10 protein-coding genes and 1 pseudogene are annotated in these 13,547 nt (G+C 72.1%); 6 read left to right on the top strand and 5 right to left on the bottom strand.

Annotated elements, in window-relative coordinates; genetic code table 11:
* Positions 1–357 precede the first annotated feature (357 nt).
* From OG344_RS21660 to OG344_RS21670, 3 genes are read left to right on the top strand one after another with little or no spacing between them, the layout of a single operon-like run.
* Complete coding sequence (locus tag OG344_RS21660; protein WP_405084629.1) at positions 358–753, top strand: TraR/DksA family transcriptional regulator; 396 nt, start codon at positions 358–360, stop codon at positions 751–753.
* Positions 726–1,403 carry a signal peptidase II gene (lspA, locus tag OG344_RS21665; RefSeq protein WP_405084630.1) on the top strand — a complete coding sequence of 226 codons (678 nt, stop codon included), beginning with the start codon at positions 726–728 and terminating at the stop codon, positions 1,401–1,403. The genes OG344_RS21660 and lspA overlap by 28 nt, the downstream gene beginning before the upstream one ends.
* A complete protein-coding gene (locus OG344_RS21670) occupies positions 1,396–2,325 on the top strand; it encodes an RluA family pseudouridine synthase (protein WP_327045135.1) in 930 nt (309 codons plus the stop codon). The genes lspA and OG344_RS21670 overlap by 8 nt, the downstream gene beginning before the upstream one ends.
* A 12-nt stretch (positions 2,326–2,337) precedes the next feature.
* On the opposite strand, the gene OG344_RS21675 is transcribed toward OG344_RS21670, so the two are convergent.
* Positions 2,338–4,023 (bottom strand): protein kinase domain-containing protein, encoded by a 1,686-nt coding sequence (locus OG344_RS21675; RefSeq protein ID WP_405084631.1) that lies wholly within the window; start codon positions 4,021–4,023, stop codon positions 2,338–2,340.
* A gap of 94 nt (positions 4,024–4,117) precedes the next feature.
* On the bottom strand, positions 4,118–5,821 hold the full coding sequence (locus OG344_RS21680) for a serine/threonine-protein kinase (RefSeq protein ID WP_405084632.1): 1,704 nt from the start codon (positions 5,819–5,821) through the stop codon (positions 4,118–4,120).
* Positions 5,822–6,197: 376 nt separating this feature from the next.
* Here OG344_RS21680 and OG344_RS21685 point away from each other — a divergent pair, with 376 nt between their 5' ends.
* Positions 6,198–9,056: a M14 family zinc carboxypeptidase gene (locus OG344_RS21685; RefSeq protein WP_405084633.1), complete on the top strand. Its 2,859-nt coding sequence runs from the start codon at positions 6,198–6,200 to the stop codon at positions 9,054–9,056.
* 173 nt (positions 9,057–9,229) lie between these two features.
* Positions 9,230–10,660: a M1 family metallopeptidase gene (locus OG344_RS21690; RefSeq protein WP_405084634.1), complete on the top strand. Its 1,431-nt coding sequence runs from the start codon at positions 9,230–9,232 to the stop codon at positions 10,658–10,660.
* A gap of 55 nt (positions 10,661–10,715) precedes the next feature.
* Here the strand turns inward: OG344_RS21690 and OG344_RS21695 are convergent, their stop codons facing one another.
* The 3 genes from OG344_RS21695 to OG344_RS21705 all read right to left on the bottom strand — a co-directional run bounded on the left by OG344_RS21695 (position 10,716) and on the right by OG344_RS21705 (position 13,101).
* Positions 10,716–11,354: a response regulator gene (locus OG344_RS21695; RefSeq protein WP_405084635.1), complete on the bottom strand. Its 639-nt coding sequence runs from the start codon at positions 11,352–11,354 to the stop codon at positions 10,716–10,718.
* Positions 11,351–12,502 carry a sensor histidine kinase gene (locus tag OG344_RS21700; RefSeq protein WP_405084636.1) on the bottom strand — a complete coding sequence of 384 codons (1,152 nt, stop codon included), beginning with the start codon at positions 12,500–12,502 and terminating at the stop codon, positions 11,351–11,353. The genes OG344_RS21695 and OG344_RS21700 overlap by 4 nt, the downstream gene beginning before the upstream one ends.
* A gap of 146 nt (positions 12,503–12,648) precedes the next feature.
* Positions 12,649–13,101, bottom strand: a complete 453-nt coding sequence (locus tag OG344_RS21705; protein ID WP_405089137.1) for a cellulose binding domain-containing protein — start codon at positions 13,099–13,101, stop codon at positions 12,649–12,651.
* On the opposite strand from OG344_RS21705, the pseudogene OG344_RS21710 reads away from it, so the two are divergent.
* Positions 13,010–13,225 (top strand): annotated as a pseudogene (locus tag OG344_RS21710) (hypothetical protein); the annotation flags it as partial. The gene OG344_RS21705 and the pseudogene OG344_RS21710 overlap by 92 nt on opposite strands.
* Between the last annotated feature and the right edge of the window lie 322 nt (positions 13,226–13,547).

Below are 13,547 nucleotides of genomic sequence, written 5' to 3' on the forward strand. Positions count from 1 at the left end.
GATCTTCCCACCGCGGCCCGCCCCGGGCTCACACCATCCCCGGGTCGCTGAGCGGGCGGATGCGGAGGTACTCGTCCCCATCAACGCCTTGCAGACTACGAGGATAACGCGGACCGGCCGTGCGGGCTTCCCGATATGTGGGCGGCGACCGGCGACAGCGGGCGGAACCCGGGTGAGATCCGGCGTGAGGTGGGAATACGTCGGAGGAACATACGCGGACACCGGGAGGAACTGGCCGAACGTGCCATTTGGTACGGATGGGGTAAAAGCCTCGGCGAGGCCGTTGCCGATTCGTTATCGGCGGCCTATGCTTCCCGGACCTGGTCGAAGTGCTCCTGCGCGAAGGGGAGGCCCGCAATGACGACCCGCACGGCGAGAGCCGCCATCAGTGAGGACGTCTGGTCCGCCGAGGAGCTCGCCGGGGTCCGCGAGCGGCTGCGGCACGAGATCGAGGAGCTGCGCGCCGACATCGCCAGGGCGGAGGAGCAGCTCGCCTCGGGGGACGTGAGCCAGGGCGCGGGGGACGATCCGGCGGACGCCGGCGCCAAGACCCATGAGCGTGAGCGCGAGATCGCCCTTACCCTGAATGCGCGCGACCTGCTCGCGCAGAACGAGCGGGCGATCGCCCGCGTCGACGCAGGGACATACGGAGAGTGCGAATCGTGCCACAAGCCGATCGGCAAGGAGCGCCTGCGGGCGTTCCCGAGGGCGACGCTGTGCGTAGCGTGCAAGCAGCGGGAGGAGCGCCGCTGAGCGGCGCCGACCCGGCGAGGCCCAACCGGGCGCGGAGGATCGCCCTCCTCGTCGTCGTGGCCACGGTGATCTACGCGCTCGACCAGGTCAGCAAGTTTCTCGTGGTGAGGTTCCTGGAGCACGAGGAGCCCCTGACCGTCGTTCCCGGCGCGCTCGTCCTGACCGTGATCCGCAATGCCGGCGCCGCCTTCAGCATCGGCACCGGCATGACGATCGTGTTCACGGTGATCGCGCTGACCGTCGTCGTCGCGATCGTCCGTACGGCCCGGCAGCTGCGCAGCCTGCCCTGGGCGATCACGCTCGGGCTGCTGCTCGGCGGGGCCGTCGGCAACCTGACCGACCGCATCTTCCGGTCGCCGGCGCCGTTCCAGGGGCACGTGGTCGACTTCATCCAGGCGTTCCCGGTCACCCGGTTCCCGGTGTTCAACGTCGCGGACTCGGCGATCGTCTGCGGCGGCGCGCTCGCGGTGTTCCTGGCCTGGCGCGGCTACCAGATCGACGGCACCCGCCAGATCGAGGAGGAGACCTCCGGAACCGGCGCGGAGCACGCGGCGGAGCCTGCGGACACCCGCGAACAGGCCCCTGAGCAGAACCGGGAGCAGGTCCGGGAGCAGGCGGGGGACCGGTCGAGGGAGCGGGCCGATGGGTGACCGCCGCAGTCTTCCGGTGCCCGACGGGCTGGAGGGCGAGCGCCTCGACGCCGCCCTGGCCCGGTTGTTCGGCTTCTCCCGCACCCGCGCGGCCGAGCTGATCGCCGCCGGGGAGGTGCTGGTCGACGGCGCGGTCCCGGCGAAGTCCGACCGCGTCCACGCCGGCGCCTGGCTGGACGTCACGATCCCGCCGCCCCCCGCCGCCCCGATGCCCGTGGCCGAGCCCGTGCCCGGCATGACGATCGTGTACGAGGACGACGACGTCGTCGTGGTGAGCAAGCCGATCGGGGTGGCCGCGCACCCCACCGTCGGCTGGACCGGCCCCACCGTGATCGGCGGCCTGCTCGGCGGCGGCCATCGCGTCTCCACCAGCGGCGCGGCCGAGCGGCAGGGCATCGTCCACCGGCTGGACGCCAACACCACCGGCGTCATGGTCGTCGCCAAGAGCGAGCGAGCCTACACGCACCTCAAGCGGGCCTTCAAGGAACGCACCGTCGACAAGCGCTACCACGCCCTCGTCCAGGGGCACATGGACCCGCTGCGGGGCACGGTGGACGCCCCGATCGACCGGCACCCCTCAGGCGACGGACGCTTCGCGGTGGTCGCCGGGGGCAAGGACTCGGTCACGCACTACGACACGATCGAGGCGTTCCGGGCGGCATCGCTGCTCGACATCAAGCTGGAGACCGGCCGGACCCACCAGATCCGGGTCCACATGGCCGCGCTCAGGCATCCGTGCGTGGGCGACCTGCTCTACGGCGCCGACCCGACCCTGGCCGCCCGCCTCGGCGTGCGCCGGCAGTGGCTGCACGCGGTGTCGCTGTCGTTCGAGCACCCGGCGACGGGGGAGTGGATGACGTTCACCAGCGACTATCCCGACGACCTCGGCCGCGCGCTGGAGATCCTCGGCGACGAGGGCTGAACGCGGGGCGACTCAGGCGTTCCAGTCGGTCTCCGGCTGGGTGTAGCCGTCCGGGAAGTCCCCGGAGACGTCGCTCGCCCCGGCCTTGTCGCCGTTACCGGTGCCCTTTCCGTTTCCCTGGTTTCCCTGGTTGCCCGGGCCCTGGTTTCCGGGGTTTCCCGAGTTTCCCTTGCCCTGGTTTCCCTTGCCGGTGGGCGGCTGGGCCGCGCCGGCGTTCGGGCCCTTGGCGGGCTTCGGGGTGCCGGGGCCCGCCGCGGCGGGCCCGCCTTTTGGGGCCTTGGCCTTACCGCCGGGCTTCGCCTGGCTCTTCGCCTTCGGCGCGGACCGCTCGGTGGCCCTCTCCGTGTGCCCGCCGCGGTTCTCCTGCGCCTGCCGCCCGTTCCCTCCGTAGGAGCCGGCCCCGGAGTTCGCCACCGGCCTGGTCGCCGTACGGCCGGAGGCGCCGCTTCCGGTGTCCTCGGTGGACCCGGAGGCCGCCGAGCCCCCGGCCTCGCCGGGCGTGGGCTTGGCGGTCTTGGTCGCGAAGACGGTCACGGTGGGCACGCTGACGGCGGCGGCCCGGGTGTCGCCCGCGGTCCGGGCGGTCGCGAACGCCGCCGCGCCCGCGGCCACGCCGACCAGGGCGACGAGCGCGCCCGTTCCGACCGCCATCGTCCAGGGCCTGCGGCGCGGGCTCGCCGGGGCCGGCGCGGAGACCGGGCTGAAGGCAGGAGTGCGACCGGCGACCGGTGCGGGGACGGACGCGGGCAGGGGAGTGGGCACGGACACGGGAACGGGGGTGGGCGCGGTCGCCTCACCCTGGTCGAACAGCGGCACGAACCGGGCGAGCCGGGGCGCCTGCCGGGGGCGCGGCACCACCGGGTCGGCCACCCGCCCGGTGGCCACCGCGTGCAGGTGCAGCACCGCCTGGTCGGCCGTCATCCTGAGATCGGGGTCCTTGACGAGGAGTCCCGCGATGACCTGGGTCAGCGGCCCGGCCCGATGTATCGGTCCCGCATCCTCGTACATCACCGCGGCCAGCGTCGCCAGCGCGTGGCCCCGGTTGAACGGCGAGCGCCCCTCCACGGCCAGGAACAGCGTCACCCCGAGAGACCACAGGTCGGACGCCCGCTGCGCCTGCTGCCCCGCCGCCCGTTCGGGGGCGATGAACGCCGGCGTCCCGACGAGCATCCCGGTGCGGGTGACCGGGGAGTCGTCCTCCATCGCCGCGATGCCGAAGTCGGTCAGCACGACCCGTCCGTCCTCGGCGAGCAGGACGTTGTCGGGCTTGACGTCCCGGTGCAGCACTCCGTTCGCGTGCGCGACGCGCAGGCCGGCCAGCACCTGCGAGCCGATCTCCGCCACCCGGCGCGGCGGCAGCGGGCCCTCCTCGCGGATCACCGATCCCAGCGTCCGGGACGGGACCAGTTCGAGCACGATCCAGGGGTAGCCGCCCTCCTCGAAGGCGTCGTACACCGCCGCCACGTTCGGATGGCTGATCCGCCCGGCCGCCCTGGCCTCCCGGAAGGTCCGGACCGTGAAGACGTCCCGTTCCGTGCCGGTCATCTCGGCGGACTGGTGCAGTTCCTTGACGGCGACCTCGCGTTCGAGCACCTGGTCGACCGCTCGCCACACGGTGCCCATGCCGCCCCGCCCCAGCGGCTCGATCAGGCGATAGCGTCCTGCCACGACACGTTCGGAGGTCTGCGCATCAGCCATGATTGTCGCGCTACCCCACTTGGGGGAACGCATGCGACACAGTTACTGTTCTGGGACGAAATTCCCCTTGACCCTGCGGATCTTTGCCAAATCGTTATCCTGGTCTGAAGGTGCGCGCGAAGGCGTTGAAGTAGGACAAACCGGAAGTCCATCGAGGGTCCGCGACCTGCCAATAGAGCATGATGGACCGGCCGTCGGCGAGCCGGAAGGCGCGGTCGAGCACCCGCACCTTGCCGGAGCTGGTCATATGGGTGAACTCCCAGTCCACAGCGGGAACACCGAGGTAGCTCCGGTACGTCATGTTGATGCGCTCGTAGCCGCGCAGGTATCCCTTCTTGGTCGAGGTCGCCTCGACCGTGCGCACTGCGGCCCACGGGTCCCTGGCCTCCCAGGGCGTCAGGTCCACCTGCAGGTAGTCCCGCCCGGTGGGGTCGTGGAAGCGCACCCGGGTGGCCTCCCTGCCGAACGGGACCCAGCCGGAGGGCAGGGCGATCGAGAAGCCCAGCGGGTCGCGGTGGGTCGTCCAGCCGGCGGGCAGCGCGGCCGGACGCGGGGACGGCTCCGTGGACGCCTCCGTGGACGGCTCCGTGGACGGTTCGGGTGACGGCGTGGGGTCCCCGGTGCCGTCCCCGGTGCCGTCTCCGGGCACCTGCTGGGCGGCCGACGCGGGATCCTCGGCGACCGACCCCGCGGCGGTGAGCGTGCGATAGCCGTACCACCCGCCCGCCACGACACCCACGAGCAGCACCGGAAGCAGGACCAGCAGGGCCGCCCGGCCCGCCGGGCCGCGCCGTCGGCTCGACGGGGGAGGAGGGGACTGCGGAGGGTGCGTGGCGGTCGCGCCGTACGGGCCCGGACCCGGCTGCGGCGGCGCCGGCGGCGCGCTGTTCCAGGGGCCGCCGGAAGGCCGGTGGGGTCCGGACGGGTTCGGCTGCCAGGAGCCGGGTGGGGGCGCGGCGGCCGCCGGTCCGGGGCCGGCCGCCGCGGCGTTGCGTAGGGCGGCGTTGAGCAGGGCGGCGGTCTCGCCCGGGGAGATGCGGTGCGCGGGATCCTTACGCAGCAGGCCTTCGAGCACGGGCGTGAGGGCTCCCGCCCGCAGGGGCGGCGCGGGATCGTCGTGCAGCACGGCCGCCATCGTGGCCACCGCCGAGTTGCGGTCGAACGGCGTCCTGCCCTCCACCGCGGCGTACAGCGTCGCGCCGAGGGACCACAGGTCGGACTCGGGGGTCGCGGGATAGCCGTTGAGCCGCTCGGGCGGCAGGAACGCGGGCGTGCCGGTGATGTCGCCGGTCATGGTCAGCCCGGTCTCCTCCGGCATGGTCGCGATGCCGAAGTCGGTGAGCACGACCCGGGTCTCCCCGCTGAGCAGCACGTTCTCCGGCTTCACGTCCCGGTGCAGCACGCCGGCGGCGTGCGCGGTGCACAGCGCGTCGAGGACCTGCAGGCCGATGGCGGCCACCCGGTCGGGCGGGAGCGGGCCCTGGTCGCGTAGCACCTGCCCGAGGGAGCGCGACTGGACCAGTTGCATCACGATCCAGGGCCGGCCGTCCTCCTCGATGACGTCGTGAACGACGACGACGTTGGGATGGTCGATGCGGCCCGCCGCCCGCGCCTCGCGGATCGTCCGCCGGTTGAACGTGTCCCGGTCCTCCTCGGAGGTGGGATGGTAGAGCACCTCTTTCACGGCCACCGTACGGGCGAGCAGGTCGTCATGGGCACGCCAGACGACGCCCATGCCCCCGCGGCCGATCGGTTCGAGCAGGCGATATCTGCCCGCCACCCGACGCTCCTCGTCCACCCGCCCCTCCTCGGAACCCCCTGAATGGTCCCACAGGCGGACGCCCGGCCGTTCACCGTGACGGAAATCCCCGGCGCCGGGGAGACGGGCGACGGCGGGAGCGCGCGCACGCCGTGCCGCCGCCACGGTACGCCGGCGTGGCCGAACCTGATGCGCAGTCGTTATGGCGCGTTATAAAAGGCGGATTCGGCCCACTCTTATCGCCCTGACCTGCGGAGATGTCGCATCTCACACTTTCCCTCATTGCTCCGTGGCATTTTCGACACATCTTGTCGGCCTTGTCCGGTTTATTGCCTTCTAATACTGTCCGCAGTGACTTTGTCGTTTCCCGGACGGAGCTCCCCCCGAGACATCCCGTCCCCCGCCTGGAGGCGAAATGCGGTTGCGCACGACCACGTGCGGAAGATCCCCCTACGGCAGGGCGCTCGGCGCCGCGGTCCTGGTGTCGGCCGCGCTCGCGCTGACGCCGGTCTCTCCCGCGCAGGCCGATCCGGCCGCGGCGGCCGGGAAGAAACCCCCCGCGCCGTGCGGTGATTCAAGCGCGCACCTGGACAAGGTGCCCACCCCCGAACAGTTCTTCGGCTTCCCGCTGGGCAAGGGACAGCCCCGGGTGCTCACGACCGAAGAGATCACGAAATATGTGGAGGCCGTCGGGCGCGCCTCCGACCGGGTGGTCACCGGCACGATGGCGCGCAGCGTGTCCGGCCAGGGCCTGCCCTACGCCATCGTGTCCGATGCCCACCACATGGTCCCCGGACAGCTGAAGAAGATCACCGACCAGATCCGTTCGCTGCGCGACCCGAGGACGCTGCGGGCGGACAAGGCCGCGCGGATCGCCGAGGACTCGCCCGCCATCGTCTGGATCGCGGGCAACGTGCACGGCGGTGAGAAGAGCGGCGCCGACGCGGCGCTCAAGACCCTGTACGAACTGGCCGCCGGCCTGTCCTGCGACGTGGTCAAGCGCAACGACAACCTGGTCACGGTCATCGTGCCCACCCAGAACCCGGACGGCCGCGACGCGAATCGCAGGCAGAACGACTACGGGTTCGACCTCAACCGGGACTGGTTCGCCCGCACCCAGCCGGAGACCGACGCCAAGATCGACATGCTGCGGGCGTACCCGCCGCAGGTCTTCGTCGACGCGCACGAGATGGGCGGGCGGCAGTACTTCTTCCCGCCCAACGCCGACCCGATCCACCACGAGATCGCCGACCAGCCGGTGAACTGGATCAACCGCATCGGCGCGGCGAACGCCGCGGGCTTCGGTTACAACGGCGCCTGCGGCGGCGCGGTCACCACCGAGTGCTACTTCAACTACGCGACGTACGACCTGTTCTACATGGGCTACGGCGACAGCGTCCCGGCCGCGGGCTTCGGCGCCGCCGGCATGACGTTCGAGAAGGGCAGCACGTCGGCCGTCGAGGACCGGGTGCAGCAGCAGTTCAACACCCAGTGGGCGACCACCGGCTGGGCCGCCGACAACCGGCGCGAGGTCCTGGACGGCTACTTCTCGATCTGGCGGACCGCGCTCGCCGAGGGCGCCGCCGGCGCCCTGGAGCCGAACGAGGTCGTCCAGCCGAGCAACACCGTCCGGTTCCCGGTGCCCGGCATCACGGTCCGGTCCTACTTCCTGCTGCCCGGCCGGCAGATCGGCGACGTACGCAGGCTGGTCGACCGGCTGCGCGCCATGGACGTCGAGGTCTACCGGGTGAAGAAGCCCGTGAAGGTGCCGACCGCCCACGTCTTCGGCGGGCGCACGGCGCGCGACGTGACCGTGCCCGAGGGCGCCTACTGGATCCCGATGGACCAGCCGCAGAAGCACTGGATCCAGGCGGTCATGGGCGAGGACCCGTACGTCCCGTTCCCCTACTTCTACGACGTCTCCTCGTGGAGCAACCCGCTGCTCGCGGGCGTGGACACCATCACCACCGGCGACATGCTGTCGCCGAAGGCCGACCTCGTCAAAGACGCCGACGGCGGCGTGGCCTCCGCGGCGCCCCGCGGCGGGTCCTACGCCTACCCGATGGACTCGGCCGCCGCGTCGGAGCTGACCTTCCGGCTGCTCGGCGCGGGTGTCCCGCTGACGCGCGACACCCGGAGCGGGCTCGTCGGCCTGCCCGCCACCGCGATGAACCGCGGCGAGCTGGACAAGCTGGCCCGCTCGCTGGGCGTCACCGTCGAGGGCCGGGCCGGCCCGGCCTCCGGCGCCGCGCTGCGCACTCCCGACGTCGGCCTGTTCGCCGGCACCGGCGTCTCGACGACCTCCGGCTCGTACGGCGAGGCGCGGTACGTGCTCGGGGCCCGCTGGGGTCTCGGCCTCACACCGGTCACCACCGCCGACGTCAACGCCAACACCCCCGCGTTCACCGGGCGGACGGTCCTGCTCGTCCCGGACGGCAGCAGCTCCAACGGCGGGCTGACCGCGCAGGGCCTGGCCAACCTCCGGCAGTGGGTGGCCGCGGGCGGCACGTACGTCGGGCTGCGCAACGAGGGCACCCGGGTCGCCCGGGCGGCGGGCCTCACCTCCACCACCGAGAAGGCCAAGCCGACCGGCTACCAGGTCATCGGCTCGCACTTCCGGGTCGACGTGAGCGCGGGCAGTCCGGTCGCGCTCGGCCGTCCCGCCGAGGACTTCCAGTTCAACAACGGCGACCCCATCCTGAACCCGAGCCAGACCGGCGTGAACGTGCTCACCTATCCGTCCGGGGACACGTTCTGGTCCAACGGCTACACCGTGGGAGCCGAGGCGCTCAAGGGCACGGCCTCCCTCGTGGACGAGCCGAACGGCGCCGGGCACGCCGTGCTGTTCGCCTACAACCCGCTGTTCCGGGCCTACAACGAGAACGGCATCCACCTCCTCGCGAACGCGCTGCTCCACCCGGCCGGGGCACCCGCCGCGCAGCAGCGCGCCCTCGCGGCCCCGACGCCGGGTCAGTCGCCGGCCCAGCAGTCGGCGGAGTCGCTGCGCGCCGCCGCGGCGAAGGCGGAGGAACCGCCCAACCTGGGCGGCGAGTGGCGTCCGATCGTGATCGAGGTGGCCGGCGCCGACCTCGCCCGCACCCAGGCCGTGGTGGCCCGGTACACCGGTGCGGCGAGCACGGCGACGGCGGGAGACTCGGCGTACGTCACGATCCCGAACCCGGACGGCCTGGCGGCCGACGAGCACCCGTTCGTCCGCGACCTGGTCCGCGACCTCGGCGCGGCGGGCATCCCGCTCCGCTCCGTCGTGGCCTGATCCACCGCACAATCACCCTGCACCCTGCACAATCACCCTGCACCCTGCACAATCACCCTGCACCCTGCACCCTGCATCGGGCGGCCGGCCTCCGGCCGCCCGGTCCCCCGGAAGCACCGAAGCCGGAAGCACCGAAGCCGGAAGTATCGAGCCGGACCATCGAAAGGACCCCCATGACATCGCCTCGTACCCGCCGGGCGGCGCGGTTCGGCGGCGCGGCGCTCGCGGCCGCGCTGCTCACCGCGACCCAGGCGACCGCCTCCCTCGCGGCGCCCGGAAACCCCGGGGAGCCGCGCTACTCCGCCGGCGCCCCCTCGCTCGGCGACCCGTACTTCCCCGACCAGGGCAACGGCGGGTTCGACGTGCGGCACTACGACGTCACCTTCGCGTACGACCCCGCCACCAAGATCTTGGACGCCACGACGGTGATCACCGCGGTCGCCACCCAGGACCTCGACCAGTTCGACCTCGACTTCCGCGGCCCGGAGATCACGTCTCTCAAGGTCGGCAAGCACCCGGCCGAGTTCCGCCGGGACGGGCAGGAGCTCGTGATCACCCCGCGGCCGAAGCTCAAGACCGGGGAGACCTTCACCGTCACGGTGGCGTACAAGGGGACGCCGCCCGTCATCACCGACCCGGACGATTCGATCGAGGGCTGGGTGCCGACGGACGACGGCGTGTTCGTGCCGGGCGAGCCGCAGGGCGCCCCGGCCTGGCTGCCGTCCAACGACAGCCCGAAGGACAAGGCCACGTTCACCTTCCGCGCGACGGTCCCCGAGGGCGTCACGGTCGTCGGCAACGGCCGCCTGGTCTCGAAGACGACCAAGAACGCGAAGACCACGTTCGTCTGGGACTCGGCCGAGCCGATGGCGACCTACCTCGCCACGGTGACCCTGGGCAACTTCGTGGTCAGCGAGACGACCACGCCCAGCGGCATCCCCGTCTACACGGCGGTGGACCCGCGCCTGGTGACGCAGTCGGCGGGCGCCGTCGCCCGGATTCCCGACATCCTGGAGTACTTCTCCTCGGTCTTCGGGCCGTACCCGTTCAACACGGCGGGCGCGATCATCGACCGCGCGCCCAACGTCGGGTACGCCCTGGAGAGCCAGACCAAGCCGATCTTCTCCAGCGCGCCCAGCGTCGGCACAATGGCGCACGAGCTCGCCCACCAGTGGTACGGCGACAGCGTCTCCCTCGGCAGGTGGTCCGACATCTGGCTCAACGAGGGCTTCGCGACGTACGCGACCTGGCTGTGGACCGAGCACAGCGGCGGCGCGACGGCGCAGCAGACGTTCAACGGCTCCGGCAACTACGGCCGCGCGGCGACCTCGTCGTTCTGGCAGGTCGTCACGGCCGACCCCGGCCCGGAGGACATGTTCGGCAACGTGCCGTACAACCGGGGTGCGATGACGCTGCACGCGCTCCGCGGCAAGATCGGCGACACCGCGTTCTTCCGGCTCGTCAGGGACTGGGCCACCGAGCACCGGTACGGCACCGTGAGCACCGCCGACTTCGTCAAGGCGGCGGAGAAGGTCTCGGGTATGGACCTGAAGACGTTCTTCGACGTGTGGCTCCACCAGAAGGGCAAGCCCACCGCCTGGTGAGCCCGTCCCGGCGGCTCCCGCCGCTTGGGCGGGAGCCGCCGGACGCGCGGCCGGTTCATGATCGAAGCCGCAGGGCGAGCTGGATCCGGTCGCGCAGGCCCAGCTTGCGCAGCACGCTGGAGACGTGGTTCTTCACCGTGCCCTCGCTGATCGAAAGGCGCGCGGCGATCTCCCGGTTGGCCGCTCCGGCGGCCACCATCCGCGCGACCTCCAGCTCGCGCTCCGACAACAGCTCCCGTCCGGGGAAGCCGGCCGAGCCCCGCAGCGGCAGCTGCCGCAGCTCGGCGACCAGCCGGGCGGCCACCGGGCTGCCCAGCACCGTCTGCCCGCGGCTCACCCGGTGGACGGCCGCGACCAGTTCCTCGGGCGAGCAGTCCTTGAGCAGGTAACCGGTCGCGCCGCCGCGCAGCGCGCCGAAGATGTACTCGTCCTCGTCGAAGGTGCTGAGCACGATGACGGCCACCTGCGGGTGCTCGGCGGCCAGCCGGGCGATCAGCTCCACGCCGTTCATGCCCGGCATCCGCATGTCGACCAGCGCGACGTGGGGGCGGCACTCGCCGATGACATGGAGCGCCTCGTGCCCGTCGGCCGCCTCGCCCACGACCTCGACGCCGTCCTCGACCTCCAGCAGCTTGCGCAGCCCCTGCCGCATGAGCGCCTGGTCGTCGACCAGCACCACCCTGACGCGCGTCATGCCACGACCTCCGTGAGCGGCAGCTCGGCGCGCAGCTCGAACCCGCCGCGCGTCGCGTTGGCGCCGGTCAGCGTGCCGCCGAGCGCCCTGGCCCGGTCGGCCAGCGAGGTCAGCCCGAAGCCGCCGGACGACCGGTCGTCCCGGCCCTGCCCGTCGTCGCTGACCACGAGCACGACCCGGTCGTCGCCGAAGGTGAGCGTGCCCCGCACGTGCTCGGCACCGGCATGCCGCAGCGCGTTGGTGAGCCCCTCCTGCAGCACCCGGTAGAGGACGAGCTCGACGTCGGGCGTGAGGAGCCGTTCCTCGCCCCGCACCTCGAACCGTACGCTGATGCCGGTGCCGTCGAACGACGCGGCGAGCTGTTCGAGCGCGGCGCTGCCCACCCGGCCGTCCAGCGCGAGCGGGCGCAGCGCGCGCACCCAGCGCCGGGCGTCCGCCAGCGCCTCGACGGTGAGCTCCTTGGCCTGGCGGACCTCCTCCCAGGCGGCGTCGGGGCGGCGTTCCCGGAAGCGCTCGGCGTTCTCCAGGCCCATCTTGACGACGGTCAGGTGATGGCCGACGGAGTCGTGCATCTCCGCCGCCATCCTCGCCCGCTCCTCGGCGACGGCCAGCTCCCTGATGCGTTCGAGCAGCCCCCGCGCCTCCTCCCGGCTGCGCCGCGCCGCCAGCGTGGAGGAGGTCATGCCCAGCACGAACGCCGCGAGCACCGCGCCGAGGCCCATCTCCTGCAGGCCGTCGAGCACGGTCTTGTGGAAGATCAGGGGGACCGCCGCGAACATCACCACCGCGAGGCAGGACAGGATGACCGTCGCGGCCCGCATGCTGTAGATGAAGGCCAGGTTGGCCACGGCGATGAGGATCAACGGGAGCTGGGTGCTGTAGGCGCCGCTGATGCCCAGCATGGTGGTCGCCACAAGGAACAGCGGGGCCGCCCAGCGGCGGCCCTCCGCCGGGTCCCAGGGCAGCAGCGGCCACAGCGCCACGACCAGCCCGAGGTTGGCGGCGAAGAGCACGTACTCCAGCACGCTGCCGACGCCGAGCAGCACCGCCTGCACGAGGCCGGCCGCCATGACCGCTGTGACCGCCCAGAACACGAGGTTGAACAGGAACGGCCGGTCGGCGTCCCGAAGCCAGTCGAAACCCGCCATGCTCCGACCCTAGATCGCCACGGTCCGGATGTAACCCGCCATAGGGACCATGACCGGAGTCATGCCGCCGCCGTGCGGCCCGTGCCCAGCCCGTCCCGCACCCGTGCCCCGCCCGCGTTCGTACGGGCGGGGCACGGCGAGAGCGTTTAACTCGCGGAGCAGGTGACCGGCGAGGGCACGTCGTTCGCGCCGGTCGCGTTGCCGGTGAAGCCGAACGACGTGGACGCGCCGGCCGCCAGGGAGCCGTTGTAGTTCACGTTCTTCGCGGTGACCGCGGCCCCCGACTGGGAGACCGTGGCGTTCCAGGAGGAGCTGATCGTCTGGCCGTTGCGGTACGACCAGCCGGCGGTCCAGCCGGAGATCGAGGTGGTCCGGGTGTTCTTCACCGTCACCTCGGCCTGGAACCCGCCGGGCCAGGAGTTGGTCACCGTGTACGTCGCCGTGCAGCCCTGTCCCGGGTTGGGGGAGGCCGACGGCGAGACCGACGGAGACGGAGACGGGGACGGCGAGGGCGAGGCGGACGGCGAGCGGGACGGCGAGGGCGAGGGGGACGGCGACGGGGAGGGTGACGACGTGCCGCCGCCGCTCGCCTTGAGCACGGTGACCGAGTACGGCGGGAGCGTGATCGAGGTGGCCGACGACGCGCTGCTCGTGCTGATCGAGGTGGCGCCCTTGCGCCACTGCACGACGGTCGCCGCGTTGCCGGGGGAGAAGCCCGAGTAGGACAGCGACACCGTCGTGGAGTTGTTCAGGTCCTTGTTGATCAGCACGACGTTGACGCCGTTCGAGGTCTTCACGGCGTGCGCGGCGAGCTGCGAGGTGGACGAGGACGCCTTGACCAGCGTGTCACCGGGCGACCCGGCCTTGCCCACCATGGACAGGCCGAAGTACGGCGGGAACGGCGTGTTCGCCGCGGGCTCGCCGGAGGCGCCGGAGGACAGGATGCCCTCGTCGTGGTAGTCGGGGGTCCCGTCGTCGCCGGTGGCCGGGCCCTGGCTGGTCCCGTTGTGCAGGTTCCACCAGTCGAGGTTCATCGCGCCGTTCT

The sequence above is a fragment of the Microbispora sp. NBC_01389 genome, from assembly GCF_045040095.1.
In the GTDB taxonomy this organism is placed as follows: domain Bacteria; phylum Actinomycetota; class Actinomycetes; order Streptosporangiales; family Streptosporangiaceae; genus Microbispora.